Annotated in this window: 13 protein-coding genes; 2 read left to right on the forward strand and 11 right to left on the reverse strand. The window is 72.6% G+C overall.

Features of this window, described 5'->3' with window-relative positions:
* Nucleotides 1-18 precede the first annotated feature (18 nt).
* Nucleotides 19-1869: a glycoside hydrolase family 15 protein gene (locus tag HDA43_RS03510; protein WP_179818277.1), complete on the reverse strand. Its 1851-nt coding sequence runs from the start codon at nucleotides 1867-1869 to the stop codon at nucleotides 19-21.
* A 361-nt stretch (nucleotides 1870-2230) separates the two neighbouring features.
* On the opposite strand from HDA43_RS03510, the gene HDA43_RS03515 reads away from it, so the two are divergent.
* Nucleotides 2231-3604, forward strand: a complete 1374-nt coding sequence (locus HDA43_RS03515; protein WP_179818278.1) for a condensation domain-containing protein — start codon at nucleotides 2231-2233, stop codon at nucleotides 3602-3604.
* A 107-nt stretch (nucleotides 3605-3711) separates the two neighbouring features.
* Here the strand turns inward: HDA43_RS03515 and HDA43_RS03520 are convergent, their stop codons facing one another.
* The 9 genes from HDA43_RS03520 to HDA43_RS03560 are packed head-to-tail and all read right to left on the reverse strand — an operon-like array spanning nucleotide 3712 to nucleotide 15466.
* Nucleotides 3712-5304: an amylo-alpha-1,6-glucosidase gene (locus HDA43_RS03520; RefSeq protein WP_179818279.1), complete on the reverse strand. Its 1593-nt coding sequence runs from the start codon at nucleotides 5302-5304 to the stop codon at nucleotides 3712-3714.
* Between the two features lie 2 nt (nucleotides 5305-5306).
* A complete protein-coding gene (locus tag HDA43_RS03525) occupies nucleotides 5307-6182 on the reverse strand; it encodes a carbohydrate ABC transporter permease (RefSeq protein WP_179818280.1) in 876 nt (291 codons plus the stop codon).
* A gap of 11 nt (nucleotides 6183-6193) precedes the next feature.
* A complete protein-coding gene (locus tag HDA43_RS03530) occupies nucleotides 6194-7132 on the reverse strand; it encodes a carbohydrate ABC transporter permease (protein WP_179818281.1) in 939 nt (312 codons plus the stop codon).
* A gap of 5 nt (nucleotides 7133-7137) precedes the next feature.
* Nucleotides 7138-8442, reverse strand: a complete 1305-nt coding sequence (locus tag HDA43_RS03535) for an ABC transporter substrate-binding protein (RefSeq protein WP_179818282.1) — start codon at nucleotides 8440-8442, stop codon at nucleotides 7138-7140.
* Between the two features lie 35 nt (nucleotides 8443-8477).
* The gene (locus tag HDA43_RS03540; protein ID WP_179818283.1) at nucleotides 8478-9233 is read right to left on the reverse strand and encodes an SDR family NAD(P)-dependent oxidoreductase; all 756 of its coding nucleotides are present in this window, start codon (nucleotides 9231-9233) and stop codon (nucleotides 8478-8480) included.
* Nucleotides 9230-10522 carry an ATP-NAD kinase family protein gene (locus HDA43_RS03545; RefSeq protein WP_179818284.1) on the reverse strand — a complete coding sequence of 431 codons (1293 nt, stop codon included), beginning with the start codon at nucleotides 10520-10522 and terminating at the stop codon, nucleotides 9230-9232. Before HDA43_RS03545 ends, HDA43_RS03540 begins: the two co-directional genes overlap by 4 nt.
* Nucleotides 10519-12078 (reverse strand): aminomethyl-transferring glycine dehydrogenase subunit GcvPB, encoded by a 1560-nt coding sequence (gene gcvPB / locus HDA43_RS03550; RefSeq protein WP_179818285.1) that lies wholly within the window; start codon nucleotides 12076-12078, stop codon nucleotides 10519-10521. The genes HDA43_RS03545 and gcvPB overlap by 4 nt, the downstream gene beginning before the upstream one ends.
* On the reverse strand, nucleotides 12075-13457 hold the full coding sequence (gcvPA, locus tag HDA43_RS03555) for an aminomethyl-transferring glycine dehydrogenase subunit GcvPA (RefSeq protein ID WP_179818286.1): 1383 nt from the start codon (nucleotides 13455-13457) through the stop codon (nucleotides 12075-12077). Before gcvPA ends, gcvPB begins: the two co-directional genes overlap by 4 nt.
* Nucleotides 13454-15466 carry a beta-galactosidase gene (locus HDA43_RS03560; RefSeq protein WP_179818287.1) on the reverse strand — a complete coding sequence of 671 codons (2013 nt, stop codon included), beginning with the start codon at nucleotides 15464-15466 and terminating at the stop codon, nucleotides 13454-13456. Before HDA43_RS03560 ends, gcvPA begins: the two co-directional genes overlap by 4 nt.
* A gap of 110 nt (nucleotides 15467-15576) precedes the next feature.
* Between HDA43_RS03560 and HDA43_RS03565 the strand changes: the two genes are divergently transcribed.
* Entirely contained in the window at nucleotides 15577-16215 is a 639-nt protein-coding gene (locus HDA43_RS03565; RefSeq protein ID WP_179818288.1) for a GntR family transcriptional regulator, read from the forward strand.
* 131 nt (nucleotides 16216-16346) lie between these two features.
* Here HDA43_RS03565 and HDA43_RS03570 read toward each other — a convergent pair whose 3' ends face one another.
* Nucleotides 16347-16601, reverse strand: coding sequence for a Smr/MutS family protein (locus HDA43_RS03570; protein ID WP_179818289.1), 255 nt, complete (start codon nucleotides 16599-16601; stop codon nucleotides 16347-16349).
* Between the last annotated feature and the right edge of the window lie 171 nt (nucleotides 16602-16772).

A 16772-nucleotide genomic window follows, 5' to 3' on the forward strand; every position in this document is an offset into this window, starting at 1 on the left:
GAGCTTCGCGCCATGAGGTCAGCCGAGGGCGCGGTCCAGGTTGACGGCGGCGCTGATCAGGGAGAGGTGGGTGAACGCCTGCGGGAAGTTGCCGAGCTGCTCGCCGGTCCGGCCGATCTCCTCGGCGTACAGGCCGAGGTGGTTGGCGTAGGTGAGCATCTTCTCGAAGGCGAGCCGGGCCTCGTCGAGCCGTCCGGCGCGGGTGAGCGCCTCGACGTACCAGAACGAGCAGATCGAGAACGTGCCCTCCTCGCCGCTCAGCCCGTCGGGGCTCTCGCCGGGGTCGTAGCGGTACACCAGCGAGTCGGCGACGAGGGTACGGCGGAGCGCGTCGAGGGTGGACAGGAACTTCGGGTCGGTGGGGGCGATGAACTTGGTCAGCGGCATCATCAGCACGGCGGCGTCGAGGACGTCGCCGTCGAAGTGCTGGACGAACGCGCCCAGCCGGTCCGACCAGCCGCGCCGCATGACCTGCCGGTAGATCTCGTCGCGGGAGCGCTGCCAGCGCTGCGTGTCGGCGGGCAGTCCACGGCGGCGGGCCATCCGCATGGCCCGTTCGATCGCCACCCAGCACATCAGCCGCGAGTAGACGAAGTCGCGGCGCCCGCCGCGGGTCTCCCAGACGCCCTCGTCGGGCTGGTCCCAGTTGGCGCACACCCAGTCGACCAGCGTGCAGGTCTGTTCCCACTGGTCGCTGGAGATCGGCTGGTACAGCTTGTCGTAGAGGTAGACGGAGTCGATGAGGGCGCCGTAGATGTCGAGCTGGAGCTGGCCCGCGGCGGCGTTCCCGGCCCGCACCGGAGCGGAGCCGCGGTAGCCCGCGAGGTGGGACAGTTCGATCTCGGGCAGGTCGGTGCGGCCGTCGATGCCGTACATGATCTGCAGGGGGCCCGCCGCGCCCTCGCAGCCGCAGCTGACATGCTCGGACAGGAAGCCCATGAACGCCGCGGCCTCCTCGTCGAAGCCCAGCCTGATCAGCGCGTACATGCAGAAGGCCGAGTCGCGGATCCAGACGTAGCGGTAGTCCCAGTTGCGTTCGCCGCCGACCCGCTCGGGCAGGCTGGTGGTCACCGCGGCGACGGTCCCGCCGGTCGGCGCGTAGGTGAGCAGTTTCAGCGTCAGCGCCGAGCGGTGCACCATCTCCCGCCAGCGGCCCCGGTAGCGTGACCGGGACACCCAGCGCCGCCAGTAGGCGACCGTGGCGACGAACTCCTCCTCGGCCTCGGCGAGGGGGCACGCCCGCATCTCGACGCCGTCGCCGTACCGGTCGAGGGCGAACACCGCGCACTCGCCCTCGGTCAGCTTGAACACCGACAGCACGTCGCGGCCGTCGGTCTCCAGTGGCGCGCTGGAGGTAAGGGTGAGCGAGAGCGACGGCGAGGTGAAGACGGCCCGGCCCTCGCGCAGGTCCACGGTGTGGGTCTGGCGGCCGTAGTCGAACCGGGGGGCCACCCGCGCCCGGAACGGCAGCGTCCCGCGCACGCATCTCACCCGGCGGATCAGCCGGTGCCGGTCGATCTCGCACGTGCCCCCCGTGACCGGCATGAAGTCGTGGATCTCACCGACCCCGTCGGGGGCCATGAACCGGGTGATCAGCACGTTGGTGTCGGGGAAGTAGAACTGCCTGGTCCTCGCGGGCACGTCGGCGGCCAGCTCGAACGCCCCGCCCCGGTCGGCGTCCAGGATGGCGGCGAACACGCTCGGCGCGTCGAAGCGCGGGAAGCAGTACCAGTCGATCGTGCCGCGCGTGTCCACGAGCGCGGCGGTGCGCAGGTCGCCGATCAGCCCGTGGTCGGCGATGGGCGGGTACCGGCCGGCGTGCGACGCGTCCGGCGCGTCCGGGCGGTCCGCGAACTCGGTTGCCGTCATCTGCGGCCTTCCGTCGTCGGGCCCTATGACCTCACGGTAGTGCCGCCGCCCGCGGCCACGGCCCGGCCGGCGCCAAGGGACGGGAAGGTTTCGGGAAAACGAGGGAGGTGGGGGCGGCCGTGGCGTCCTGCGCGGGGGTCCACGGCCGTCCACGCCGCCTCCGGCCTGCGGACGAACGGATTCCCCGGCCCGGCGTGTCAAGGGCCGCCGGAATCCGGCGGTGGATGCCGGTGAACCTTGACGGGGCGTCGGCGCTGTCTCTAGCCTTCCCAGGACTGGGAGCGTTCCCACCGGAACCTCCGCCGGGCCCCGGCCATGATCGGCTTACCGGCGGGACCCGCGATCCTCTGGGAGGACGAGCATGGAGGCCCGCTTCGCCACGGAACGGGCCGGGACGGTTCCCCTGGCCTGGGGACAGCGGGCCATCTGGGGCGCGATACGCGACGTCGGCCCGGGAAGCGACCACTACTACAACGTGCCCAGGATCGTGCGTCTCCCGCGTGGCTGGAGGATCAGCCCCGACGCGGCGGTGGCGGCGATCGGGCGGTTGCTGGCCCGGCACGACGCGCTGCGCAGCCGCCTGTGCCAGGAGGGGCAGGCCGATCCCCTGCAGACGGTGGAGTCCCGCGGCGCCGTCGCCGTCGAGGTGGCCGAGGCTCCACCGGACGGCGCCGGCGCCGCGGCGGAGACACTCCGCGAACGGCTGGCCGGCCGCCGGTTCTCCTACTCCGAGGACCTGCCGTTGCGCGCCGGCCTCGTGACCGGCGGCGGCGTCGTCAGCCACGTGGTCCTCGTCCTGTGCCATCTGGCCGCCGACGCCTTCGCCGCCGACGTCGTCGTCCGTGATCTGCGGCTCCTGCTCAGGGGCGGCGCGCCGCCCGCGCCGTACCAGTTGATGGACCTGGTCGCCGCCCAGGGCGGGCGCGCGGCGCGCGGGAGCACCGCCGCGCTCGGGTACTGGGCCGGCCACTACCGGGCGATCCCGCACACGATGTTCCCGGAGGCGCGGGGAGCCCCCGGGAGCCCGCGCTTCCAGCAGGCGGTGATCGTGTCCCGGGCGATCGACCTGGCGACCAGGACGCTCGCCCGGCGGCACGGCGTCAGCACCGCGACCGTCCTGCTCACCGCGGTGGCGGCACTGGTCCCGGCCGTCTCGGGTCACCGGACGGTCGCGGTCACCCCGCTGGTGAACAACCGGTTCGCGCCGGAGAGCAGGACGCTCGTCACCTCACTGTGCCAGCTCGGCCTGTTCGTGCTCGACATCGAGGCGACCGGGGCGGCGACGTTCGACGAGTTGCTCGCCCGGACCAGGCACCTCGCCCTCCAGGCCTACCGGTACGCCCGGTACGACCAGGCCGAGTGGTACCGCATGGTGGACGCGGTGAGCGGGGAGCGCGGACTCCCGGTCTTTCCCGGCTGCTGCTTCAACGACCAGCGGGCCGCCGACCCGCTGGGGCGGGACGCGCCCGCGGATCCCCGGCAGGTGGTCGCGGCCCGGGCGGAGACCCGCATCCGGCGACCTCCCGGCGTGGAGCGGCTCAACTGCGGGTTCTGCGTTCACCTGGTCGACGACGAGGACGGTGTCCCGGGGGTCGCTCTGACCGCGGACACGGTCACCATGCCGCCCGGCCTGGTGGACCGGTTCCTGCACGCGGTCGAGGCGCTCGTCGTCGGCGCGGCGACGGCGGGCACGCCGCTGTCGGCGCTTCCGGCCCTGATCGACGGCGCGCCCTGACCCCGCCTCACCGCACGGAACGCCCCACCGCATAGAACGCCCCGCCGCACGGAACATCTCGCCACATAGAACCCCGCTGTACGGAACGCCTCACCGCAGGGATCGCCTCACGGGCGGTGCCCGGCCCGGCGGTGGGCCAGGTCCAGGAAGAGCGCGGCGGACCAGCCGAACCCGGTGGTGGCCCCGCGGGCGCGGGCGCCGGTGAGCGGGTTCCAGTACTCGTACAGGCCGCCGCCGGCGTTCACCATGTCCAGGGTCCGGCCGGTCAGCTCCTCGGCCCCGGCGGCGAAGCCGGACCGGCGCAGGCCCTCGATCAGCAGGTAGTTGACGTTGAGCCAGACCGGGCCGCGCCACATGGCGTCCGGGTCGAAGGCCGGGTCGTCGAAGGCGACCGTGGGCACCGGGCGCTCGCCCCAGAAGGCCGGCGACAGCAGGTCGGCCACCAGCCGTTCGGCGATCTCCCGGGGCAGGCGGCCGGTGAGCAGGGGCATCAGCTCCAGCGGGGTGCGGGTGGCGACCTCGGCCGCGGTGCCGGACGCGAACTTGGTCAGTGTGACGAACCGGCTGCCGTTCCAGCGGCGGGCGACCAGCAGTTCGACGTGCCGGGCCGCCTGCCGCCGCCACTCCTCGGCCTCCGCCGTACGGCCCAGCGCCTCGGCGATGTCGCCCAGCCGGTCGGCCTGCAGGGCCAGGTAGGAGTTGAGGTCCGGCGGTTCGGCCCGGGGGCCGTGGTCCCAGATGGGGCTGTCGTCCAGGCCGGAGGAGTAGGGGTGGAGGTACTCGGCGAGGCCGTCCCCGTCCGGGTCGGAGACGGTCAGCCACCACCGCTGGGAGCGGGCGATCGGCCGGTAGACCTCGTCGAGGAAGCCGAGGTCGGGGGCGGCCTCGTGGATCTTCCAGGCGGCCCAGGCGGTCAGCGGCGGCTTGGTCACCGGGACGACGCCGCCGATCGGCTCGCCCGGCGCGGCGGGGCCGCCGACGTGCTGGGCGAGCCGGTCGTGGTCGGAGCGGGGCAGGTCGGTGGTCTCGGCGAGCACTCCCCGGTCGTGGACCACGTCGGGGATGAGCCCGTCCGGGCGCTGGTGGTCGAGGAGGATGCGGAGCTGGTCACGGGCCAGTTCCGGGTCGGCGTGGCGCAGGGCGACGGCGTGGAAGTAGGAGTCCCAGTTCCAGATGCCGACGTATCCCAGCTTGGAGGGGACCACGCCTTCGCGGCCCCCGGCGAACGCGACGGACAGCAGGTTCACCCCGAGCGTCCACCACGCCTGCTCGGCCCGTTCCCGCAGCTCCGCGGGTACGGCCGGCATCCGCGCGAACCACTCCCGGCGGCGCTCCGCGGCCCGCGCCAGCAGCTCCCCGGCGTCGTACGGGCCCGCCTGGCCGACGAGCACGAGGGTTCCGTCGATCTCGCCCGCGCCGCCGTCCCAGACGGCCCGCGCCCCCGAGCCGGTCAGCACCAGCGTCCCGGGGTCGGCGAAGAGCAGATCCACCCCGTCCCCGAAGGAGACCCGGTCGGGGAGGGCCCGCCGTACCGGCAGCTCGCGGTCGCCGGAGAACAGCCGCAGCCCGGTGAGCACGGTCGTCTCCGACAGCCGGGTCTCGTACTCGGCGCGGGCGACGCGGAGCGAGCCGTCGGGCTCGGCCAGCACCAGCAGCCGGGAGCCCCGCTCGGTGAAGGGGGTGACTCTCAGGTCGAGCATCGTCAGCGTCCTCCCAGGCCGGACATGGCCATGCTGTTGAGAATGCGCCGCTGGCCGATCAGGAAGGCGATCATCATCGGGATGACCGAGATGGCCGAGGCGGCGAGGGTGAGGCCGTAGTCGGTGGCGCCGTGCTGCCCGGCGAACTGGCTGACCAGCAGCGGTACGGTGGCCAGCTCCGGCGAGTTCAGGAAGATCAGCGGGAAGAAGAAGCTGTTCCAGCTCGCCAGGAAGACGATGATGCCGAGCGCGCCCAGGCCGGGGCGGACGTTGGGCAGCACGATGCGCCAGAAGATCGTCCACCGGCCGGCGCCGTCGAGGCGGGCGGCCTCCTCCAGCTCGATGGGAACGGCCCGGATGAACTGCCGCAGCAGGAACACCGCGAACGGGTTGACGAAGCCCGGCACGATCAGCGCCAGGTGGGAGTCGACCCAGCCCAGCTCCGCCAGCATCAGGTAGAGCGGGACGACGGTCACCTGCTGCGGCACCATCTGGGTCGCCAGGAACAGGCCGAACAGCAGTCCGGAGCCGCGGAAGCGGATCCGGGCGAAGGCATAGGCGGCCATCGCGGAGGTGAACAGGGTGAGCACCACGTTGAGGACCGCGATGTAGAAGCTGTTCCAGTAGGCCTGGGCGAAGGGCAGCGCGCCGAACGCGTCGGGGTAGTTCTGCGCCCGCCACGGGTTCGGCAGCCAGTCGAGCGGCGTGTTGAGCATCTGGTGCGCGCCCTTGAACGAGGTCAGCAGCATCCAGACGAACGGGAACAGCATCAGCAGTCCGCCGGCGGCGAGCGCGGCGTGCAGGCCGATCCGTCCCAGACGGCGAGGCCCGGGAGAGGCCAGGCGGCGGGAACCAGGAGAGGCAGGGATCACAGCCATCGACGGTCCCCTCAGGAGTCGTAGTGGACGAGGCGCTTCTGCGCCGCGAACTGGACGAAGGTGACGATCAGCGTCAGCGCGAGCAGGATCAGCGCGGCGGCGCTGCTCATCCCGAACTCGAATTTCTGGAAGCCCAGGTCGTAGACCTGGTAGACGATCGTCCGGGCCCCCTCGTTGTGGTCGGGGTTGACCAGCACGTAGATCTGGTCGAACGCCTGGAAGGAGCTGATCACCGCGACGACGGTGGAGAAGAAGATCGTCGGGGAGATCATCGGCAGCGTCACCGAGCGGAGGACGCGGACCGGACCGGCGCCGTCGATGCGGGCGGCCTCGGTCAGCGACGGCGGGATGGTCTGCAGCCCGGCCAGGAAGATGACCACGTTGAGGCCGAGCGAGGACCAGATCGTCACGACCGCGATGGCCACGATGACCCAGCCAGGGTCGTCCAGCCAGTCGGGCGGTGTGACGCCGAACCACCTGTGGAGGGTGCTGTTGAGCACGCCGTAGTCGCCGCTGGCCAGGATGACCTGCCACATCACGGCCACCGCGACGGAGCTGGTCACCACGGGCAGGAAGTAGACGACCCGGTAGAAGGTCTTCCCCCGCACGTTGTTCAGCGCGAGGGCGACGAGCAGCGCGAGCGTCAGGCCGACCGGGACCGTCAGCAGGGCGAGCTTGACGGTGTTCCAGACGGCCGTGCCGAACTCGGGGTCGGTGAGCTGGGCGGCGAAGTTGTCGAAGCCGACCCAGGACTTCTCGCCGAGCCCGTCCCATCTCATGAACGCGAGCACGATCGCGAAGCCGAGGGGGAAGACGAGGAACGCCAGCAGGCCCAGCACCTGCGGCGCGAGGAAGAGCGCGGCCCACCAGCCGTCCCGGTTCCGCACGCGCTCCGCCGCGCGCGCGGGCCGGGTCCCGGTGGTGGGGCGCGCCGGGGTGACGACGCCCACGGCCGTTATCCGATCCTGCCGTCGACGAGGGCCTGCAGCTTGGTCATGCCCTCGTCGAAGCCGACCTTGCCGGTCCAGACCTTCATCAGCTCGTCGTTGATGTCCTTGGTCAGGCCGGGCACCGCGACCTCCTCGGGGTAGTTCGCGAAGCCGGTGTCCCGGACGTCGAGGAGGGTCTGGGCGTGCGCCGGGTAACCGCCCTCCAGCACGACCTGCTCGGCGCCCTTGATGGAGGGGACCGCGCCGCCGCTCTTGAGCCGCAGGAGCTGGCCTTCCTTGCTGACGAACTCGGTGAGGAAGGTGAACGCCTCGTCGGGGGTGCGGGAGTCCTTGTTCAGCGCGAGGTAGGAGGCCGCGACCGCGCCGGGCATCGGGGCGCCGGTCTCCGAGGGGAACGGCACGATGTCGTAGTTCGCCTGGTCGCCGCCCTTCTTGACCACCTCGATCATCCACCGGCCGCCGGCGTAGAAGCCGGCCTTGCCGCGCAGGAACTGGGTGTTGGCTCCGTTGCTGGCGGGCAGCACGTCGGCCGACAGGAAGGTCTTGTCGGCGTACCCCTTGGCCAGGGTCGAAAGGGCCTCGCGGGACTTGGGGTCGGTGGTGGCGACGAACCTGCCGCCGTCCCAGACCTTGCCGCCGAAGCCGCCGATGACGCTGTAGGTGGAGCCGTACCAGTTCCAGAAGATCGAACCGGCTTTGCCCGCGGCCTTGAGCTTGGCGTTCATCTCCAGGTACTTGGCCATGGTCCACTTGCCGGCGGCGTTCAGCTCGGCGGGGTCCTCGGTGATCCCGGCCTCCTGGAGCGCCTTCTTGCCGTACCAGAGCACCTCGGGGTTGGTGTCGTTCGGGACGCCGTAGATCTTGCCGTCCTTCTTGGCGCCGCCGTAGACGCCCTCGAAGAAGTCCTCGGGCCTGCTCTTGCTGGTGGGGCCGGCGAGCCGGTCGTTGAGCGGGGTGAGCACCCCGGAGGCGACGAACTTGCCGATGTTGTCGTCGCCGACGAAGAAGACGTCGGGCGCGGTCTTCGAGGTGAGCTGGGTCAGGAGCTTGGGGTGGTAGTCCTCGTACTTGGGGACCGTCTCCATCTTCAGCACGATGTTCGGGTGGCGCTTCATGAAGTCGTCGTTGAAGGCCTTGTACAACGCGACGTCCTCGGCCGACCCCCAGGTCGACCAGCGGATTGTGACCTTCCCGGCGGCGGCCGGGCCGCCGGCGCCGCCGCCGCCGCTGCCGCTGCACGCGGTCGCGAGGGCGGCGGTCAGGGCCAGTGCCGCCGCGGCGAGGGTCTTCTTGGACGGGGGGAAAGACACGGGGTGCCTCCTGGGGGGGTTTCGCGGGGGGTGGGTTATGCGAGGCCGCCGCCGTCGACGACCAGGGCCGCGCCGGTGACGTAGCTGGCGGCGTCGCTCGCCAGGAAGAGGACGGCCTGGGCGATCTCGTCGGGGGAGCCGGCGCGGCCCATCGGCCGGTCGGCGGCGTCGGCGGCGAAGACCGCCCAGTCCTCCGAGAGCTGGCGGGCCTCGTCGCGGAGCATCGGGGTGTCGGTGTCGCCGGGGTTGACGGAGTTGACGCGGATTCCGGCTTTGGCGTGGTCGATGGCCAGGGCCCGGGTCATGTTGACCACGGCGGCCTTGGAGGCGCAGTAGGAGATGGCGTTGCCGCCGCCCTTCAGGCCCCAGCCGGAGCCGGTGTTCACGATCGAGCCGCCGTCCTTCATGGCGGGGATCGCGTGCTTGCACATCAGGAAGACCGATCTGACGTTGACCGCCATGACGCGGTCCCACTCGTCGGCCGACAGGTCCAGCGCGGTGGTGCGGCGGATGATCCCGGCGTTGTTGAACAGCACGTGCAGCCCGCCGAAGGTCTCCACCGCGGTCCGTACGGCCCGCGCGCAGTCGGCCTCGGCGGCCACGTCCGTCTCGACGGCCACGGCCCTGCCGCCCTCGTTCCCGATCTCCTCGGCGACCGCCGCGGCGCCGGCGCCGTCGATGTCGGCGACCACCACGGCCGCGCCCTGGCGGGCGAAGAGCAGCGCGGTGGCCCGGCCGATGCCGGAGGCGCCGCCGGTGACGATGGCGACCTTGTCAGTCAGGGCGGTCATGCTGGGAACTCCTCGGTAGCGGGTCGGATCCGGTACACCGCGCTCTCGCGGTGTCCGGTGATGACGGAGACGTGGCCCGCGACGAGGGCGTCCGCCTCCGGGTCTCCGGTGTCGGCCAGCAGCGGCCGGCCGCCGAGACCGGCGAGCTTCTGCTGGGTGGCCAGGACGAGCAGCCCCCCGGAAGCCATGATCTTTTTGAGTACGGCGGGACCGATCTGCTGGTTGCCCCGGCCGAGCACGAAGCCCTGCCCGCCGATGACCGAGAGGACCGCGCAGGTCTCGTGCCCGTCGACGAGGCCGAGCAGCCGTCGTTCGGTCACGTCCGCGGCGACCAGCTCGCCGTCCTGGACCACGTCCACGCCGAGCAGCGTGGTGGCCAGGCCGAGCAGCCGCCCCACGGCCATGGTGGTGGCGCCGGGGCCGAGGACGTAGCGGATGCCGGGCCGCATCCGGGCCGCGACCTCCCTGGCGATCGCCTCGGCCGACCCGGGGGCGGCGGCGGAGGAGCCGACCTTGCGGCCCGACAGCCGCGCCCGGGCGGCGGGTACCCGCAGGGTGCCGTAGAGCAGGGGGCTGACCCGGCCACACCGGTAGGCGTCCTCGTCGAGATCCACCACCTCGGCGGCGAGGGTGCTCCCCGTGCCTCCCGTGCCCCCTGGGCTCCCCGTGCTCCCGGCCCGTCCGGCGTCCCGGCCGAACTCGGCGGCCGTGGTCCCCGCCGCGGCGGGGCTGACCGCGAAGCAGCCGGAGTAGACCTTGACGCCCGCCGGGACGCCGAGCACCGGGCAGGACGGCGAGCCGTCGAGGACGTCCCTGGCGGTGCCGTCCCCTCCGGCGAACAGCAGCAGGTCGACGTCCCGCATCGCCTCGACGGCCGCCGTCGTGTCCCGGGACGAGGAGGGGTCGCCGGGGGCCTGCCGTACGAGTTCGGGGACGCCTCCGGCGGCGCGCACGCTGTCCTCGCCCATCGGGCCCGCGACGGTGACGATCCTGGTGTCCGGGCGGCGGGCCAGCAGCGCCCGCACGGCCAGCGCGGCCCGCTCGCCCGCCCGGGGGGACGCGCCCCGGGCGAGGGCCTCCAGCTGCACGCCGGCGCCGTCGCTGCCCTTGAGCCCGGCCGGGCCGCCGATCCCCGCGACCGGGTTGACGATCAACCCGACCGTGAAGGCCGCGCCGCCCGGGGGGCCGGGGCGGGCCGCCCGCCCCGGGTCCCCGGCTCCCCCTGCGGCGCGGGAGGAGCCGGGGCGCCCGGCGGCGGTGCGGGAGGGATCCGGCCGGTCGGTGGTCATGACAGGTGCTTGCGGGTGTAGGCGCGCCAGGTGGGCGACCACCGCCCGGGATCGTCCAGCGACGACGGGTCGATCCGGTGGATCGTCTGGTTGTACGGGGCGCCCTTGACGAGCCCGGGGTCGCGGCGGGCCTCGTCGGCGACATGCTCCAGGATCGCGGCGTACTCGTCGAGGTCCTCCTTGGAGTACGACTCCGTCGGCTCCAGAGTGAAGGGCTCGGGGACCACGTAGGGGTGGTGGCTGGTCCAGTAGTGCACGCCGAAGTCGGCGGCGCGCACGCCGATCTCCTCCGAGTGGACGCCCGTCTCCTCCGACAGCTCCTGCCAGGAGTAGCGGACCTGCTCCAGGCGGTTCCGCCCCCAGGGCGCCGAGGCCCCCTTGATCTGCAGGACCTTGTGCATCAGGTAGTTGTTGTTGAGCACCGCGGTCTCGGCGACCTCGCGCAGGCCCGCGGCGCCCAGCGCCATGATCCACGCGTAGGCGCGGACCACGTTCGGGGTGACGCCGAGGAACGGGCGCATCTTGCCGACGGAGAGCGGGCGGTCGGCGTCGAGGTGGTACCGCGATCCGTCGAACTCCACGGTCGGCCCCGGCAGGAACGGGGCGAGCGCCTCGGACACGCCGCTCGCGCCGGCCGCCGGTCCCCCGCACGCGTGCGGGGTGGAGAAGGTCTTGTGCAGGTTGAAGTGGCACAGGTCGAACCCGGCGTCCGCGGCGCGGGTGACGCCGAGCAGGCCGTTGGCGTTGGCCTGGTCGTAGCAGGCCAGGCCGCCCGCCTCGTGCACCAGCGCGACGAACTCGGCGATGCGCGGGTTGAAGATGCCGGTGTCCTCGGGGTTGGTGATCATCAGGGCCGCGGTGCGGGGCCCGACGGCGGCGCGCAGCGCCTCGATGTCGGGGTATCCGTTCTCGTCCGGCATCAGGGTGATGACCTCGTACCCGGCGGTCTTGGCGCAGGCCGCGTTGGACGGGTGCGAGAACATCGTGGTGATGACCTGGTCGCGCCGCTCCCCCTCGCCGCGGGAGGCGTGGTAGGCGCGGATCATCGCGATGTTGGCGTAGATCGCCGCCGACCCGGAGGCGGGCTGGAGCGAGACCCGGTGCATGCCGGAGATCTCGGCGAGCATCCGCTCCAGCCGCCAGTAGATCTCCAGTACGCCCTGCACGGTGTCGTCGGGCTGGAGCGGGTGCAGCTCGGCCACCTTGGGGTCGGTGACGAAGCGGTCGTTGACCTTCGGGCTGTACTTCATCGTGCAGGTGCCCTGGCCGACCGCGATGGCCTGGTCGACGCCCAGGTTCTCCTGCGACAGCCGGACGTAGTGCCGCAGCACGTGCAGCTGCGACATCTCCGGCAGCCTGGGCGGCTCGGCCCGCCGTACCGTGTCGGGCAGTTCCACGGCGGGCACGCCCGGGGCCGGTACGGCGATGCCCCGCCGTCCGGGGCGTGACTGCTCGAAGATGATCGGCTCGTCCCAGCGGGCCTGGTGGAACCGGCGCAGCCGCGGCTTGGGCGCGACCGGCAGCTCGGCGAACGGCTCGCCCGCGTGCCCGCTCACGCCGTCTCCCCCGCCGCCGGCGTCCCGGCGCCCTCGATGGTTCCGCTCACGCTGAGCCCCTCCCGCACGGCTGCCGCCAGCCGGTCGATGTCGTCCCTGGAGTGCCGCTCGGTCACGCAGACCAGCAGCGTGCGGTCGTCCAGCCGGACGCCGCCGAAGATGCCGTGCTCACGCAGCGCGGCGAGGAGGCCGTCCGCGGAGGGCACCTCGATCGCGAACTCGCGGAAGTGCACCGCGTCGGGGTGCAGCACCCGGGCGCCGGCGGCGGCGAGCCGCTCCATCGCGTAGCGGGTGCGGGCCAGGATCGTCTCGCCGAGCTCGCGCATGCCCTCGGGGCCCATCAGCGCGAGGTAGACCCCGGCGGTGATGCCCCACAGGGCGGCCGCGGTGCCCACCCATTCCTTGCCCTCCTCGCGGTGGGCGAAGGAGGTGCGGTCGTAGAAGACGTCGCCGAAGCCGTACTCGCCGGGGACCTCGGTCGGCGCGAGGCCGAACAGCCGCGAGGGGAACTCCGCGACCAGGCGTTCCTCGTCGCGGGTGGCGATGTACCCGGCGTGGCCGCCGCCGTGGGCCTGGTGCATGCCGAGCGACTGGATGTCGCCGCAGGCGATGTCGGCGCCGTAGGCGGCGGGCGGGGCGAGCACGCCCAGCGAGATCGGGTCGGTGGAGACGACGAGCAGCGCGCCGGCGGCGTGCGCGAGCTCGGCGAGCTCGCGGCCCCGGGTCTCCACGACGCCGTAGACGTTCGGGGTCTCCAGGTAGATCGCGGCGAAGGTCTCGTCGATCCGCACGTCGCCGATCTCGCCGCCCGGCCCGACCGGGGCGACGACCAGCTCGACGTCGTGGTCGAGGAAGTCATGCAGCTTGCTCATCTTGTCGGCGGCGACGGCCCCGCTGATCAGCACCTTCGACCGGCCGGTGTAGCGGACGGCCATCCGGATCGCGGTGCCGGCCGCCTGGTAGCCGTCGTAGGTGGGGACGTTGACGACGTCCATCTCCAGCAGCTCGGCCATCATGCTGACGTACTCGAACAGGGCCTGGAACCGGCCGTGGTCCTCGTACGGCTCGCCCGCGTAGGCGGTGAGGAACTCGCCGCGCCCGTTGATCTCGTCGCAGACGGCCGGCACGTGGTGCGGGTAGCAGCCGTGGCCGAGGAAGCTGAGCGCCTCGGTGGTGTCGGTGTTGCGGCCCAGCAGCCCGCGCATGTGCGCGACCAGCTCGTGCTCGGAGACCAGCGGCTCGGGCAGGTCCAGAGGCCGGTCCAGGCGCAGGTCCGCCGGAATGGCGGCGTAGAGCTCCTCGACGCTCGCGGCGCCGATGGCCGCCAGCATCTCGGCCCGCACGCCGGGTTCGGCGTTCGGGATGTAGGGGTGTGTCACCGTTCTCCTTCGGTCGGTCCGGCGCCGGTGCGGAGCACCACCGCGTCGCGGGCCGGGATCTCGATGCGGCCGCGCAGGTCACGGCCGGTCAGCAGGTCGGTCCCCGGCTCGGCGAGGTCCATCCGGGCGGGGGTCGTCGCGTGGTTGAGCAGGAAGAGGTAGGGGCCCCGGCGGGTGGCCTCCACGCCCTCGGGCACGTCGGCCACCGGCCGGACGCCCGCGGCGGCCAGGACCTCCGACAGCACCGGGGTGACGTCGTCGAGCAGGCAGCTCAGGTAGGTCGCCCGCCCGCGGCGGGTGATCGCCGGCTGCCCGTCGAGGTCGCCGCCCTCGTAGCGGGCGAGCACCTCGGCGTCCTCGACGCGCAGCCACTCGGCCCAGGTCCGCGCCGGCACGGCCGCCGCGTCCGCGTACGCCCCCGTGGCCGCCCCGGTGACGGGCCGGACCCGCTGGACCTGTCCGTCGGGGAGCGGCCAGAACTCGTCGACCGTCAGGCCGAGCGGTTCGCGCAGCGGGCCGGGGGCGCCGCCGTCGTGCACCTGGTCGGCCGCGTCGACGACGCCGCTGAACGGGCCGACGACGAGGTGCCCGTCGAAGGCGGCCAGGTGCCGGGCCTGCTCCGGCGTGCACATGTAGAGGTTGGGCGCGATGACCACCCGGTAGCCGGACAGGTCGCGGCCCGCGGGGACGAGGTCGACCGCGACGCCGCGGGCGTGCAGCGGCCGGTACCAGGACAGCAGGAGGTCCTTGAGCCTGAGCCGGTCGGACGGCATCGACTCGGGGGCCTCCAGGCCCCACCAGCTGTCCCAGTCGAGGAGGAGCGCCACGTCGGCGCGCGTCCCGGTTCCGGCGATCTCGGCGAGGCGCCGCAGGTCGGCGCCGAGCCGGAGGGTGTCCCGCCAGCCGCGGGCGGCGGTGCCGCCGTGCGGGAGCAGCGCGGAGTGGAACTTCTCCGGGCCGTAGCGGGCCTGCCGCCACTGGAAGAACATCGCGCCGTCCGCGCCGTGGGCCAGGGCCTGCAGGCTGTGCAGGCGCATCATGCCCGGCGGCTTGGGCGCGTTGACCTCCCGCCAGCTCACCGCGCTCGCGGCCTGCTCCAGCAGGATCCACGGCCGCCGCTTCAGCGAGCGCATCAGGTCGTAGCTGAGCGCGACCGCCACGTGCGATTCGGGGTCGGCGGGGTCGGGGTAGGCGTCGTCGCTGACCACGTCCTCGGCGGCGGCCCACTTCCAGTAGTCCAGGCCGTGCAGGATGCTCATGAAGTTGGTGGTCACCGGCACGTCCGGGGTGACCTCGCGCAGCACGGCCCGCTCCAGCTCGAAGCACTCCAGCAGCGCGTCGGAGCAGAAGCGGCGCCAGTCGAGTACCTGGGTGGGGTTGACCGGCCCGGGGGCCTTGCGGGGCGGTTCGACCTGGTCGAACGCGGTGTAGTGCTGGCCCCAGCAGGAGGTGCCCCAGGCGGCGTTCAGCCCGTCGACCGTCCCGTAGCGGCTCTCCAGCCAGGCCCGGAAGTGCCGGGCCGACTCGGCGCAGAAGCATTCGAGGACGTGGTCGGCGTACTCGTTGCCGATGTGCCACAGGGCCAGGGCGGGGTGCCGGCCGTACCGGGCGGCCATGGCGCGGACCAGCCGGACGGCGGCGTCGCGGAAGACCGGCGAGCTGGGGCAGTAGCTCTGCCGGGAGCCGAACTCCAGGCGCGTCCCGGCGGCGTCCACCGGCAGCACCTCGGGGTGGTCGCGGACCAGCCAGGGCGGCGGGGTCGCGGTGGCGGTGGCCAGGTCGGCGGCGACGCCGTGCTCGTGCAGCAGGTCGAGGACGCGGTCCAGCCAGCCGAAGTCGTACTCCCCGGGGCGCGGTTCGAGCCGGGACCAGGAGAAGACGGCGACGGTCGCCATGTTGACGCCCGCCTCGGCCATCAGCCGGACATCCTCCTCCCAGACGTGCTCCGGCCACTGCTCGGGGTTGTAGTCACCGCCGAACAGCAGACCGGAAACCCTGGTCAGCCCCACCCGAAACTCCAATCTGTGACATGTAATATTTTGTATGCAGAATTCATAGTGCAGTGTGCTGAATGCCGTCAAGCGGGTAGGCTTCAGCCAAGATCAACACGAGGAGTGCAATGGCGATCGAGCGGCGCCCCCTCCGCGAGCAGATCCGCGAGGAGCTGATGCTCCGGCTCGAACGGGGCGACTTCGCCGCGGGGACCGACATCAACGAGGCCGTCCTGGCCGGAGAGCTCGGCGTCAGCCGGACCCCGCTGCGCGAGGCCCTGATCACCCTCGCCGGCGAGGGCGTGCTGGAGAGCAACCAGGGCAGGGGCTTCCGGTTCGCCCCGGTCAGCCGCAAGGAGTTCAGGGAGCTGTGCGCGATCGTGGCGGCCCTGGAGGCGCTGGCCCTGGAGAGCTCCGACCCGGCCCACCTACGCGAGGTCGCCCCGGAGCTGCTCCGGCTCGCCCGGGAGTTCTCCGCCGACGTCGCCGCGCGTCAGGAGATCGAACACCACGACGACGAGTGGCACGACCTGCTACTGAGCGGTTGCGGCAACGAACGGCTGCTCGATCTGATCACCAGCGTCAAGGCGGGCATGCGCCGCTACACCCACCTGATGTCCGGCGACGGCACCCCGATGACGCGCGCCGCCGAGGAGCACCGCCGGATCGCCGAACGGCTGCTCGAAGACGACCTTCAGGGCGCGGTGAGCGCCCTGCGGGACAACTGGGTCAACGGCATGGAGCGGATGATCGCCCGCATCCCCTGACCGCCACCCGGCCCGGCCGGCCGCCGCACGGACCACCCGCGTGACCGCCGCACGGCCCGGCCGCCGCACGGCCGCCCGCGGCGGAGGCACGGGCCCGCCCGCGCACACCCGCCCGCGGCGGAAGCACGCGCCTACTTGTGCCGGAAGTAGACGAACAGCCGGCCGTGGTTCTTGGAGTCCTTGTCGATGCGGTGGTAGAGGGCCTTGATCTCCTTCTGCTCCAGGAAGCGCAGCACCTTCTTCTTGAGCTGGCCGGAGCCCTTCCCCGGGATGATCTCGACCTCGGTGGCCCTCTTCCTGATCGCCTCGTCGATGATGCCGCGCAGCGCCTTGTCGATCTCGCCACCGCGGTTGAAGATCGGGTGCAGGTCGAGCTTGAGCTTCACAACGTCCTCCTCGCGGGCCCCCGGGTGTGCGCGCGGCGGACCGCGCCGGAACCGGCACCGTAAGGCTACGGCCTCACCCGCGGCCCATGGAACGGCCGCTCCGGGCCGGAACCGGCCCGTCCCTTCCGGGGGCCGGCCGTCCACTCCCCCGGACCGCGGCCCGCGGGACAG

Source organism: Streptosporangium sandarakinum (assembly GCF_013409935.1).
GTDB classification, from domain to species: Bacteria; Actinomycetota; Actinomycetes; order Streptosporangiales; family Streptosporangiaceae; genus Streptosporangium; species Streptosporangium nondiastaticum.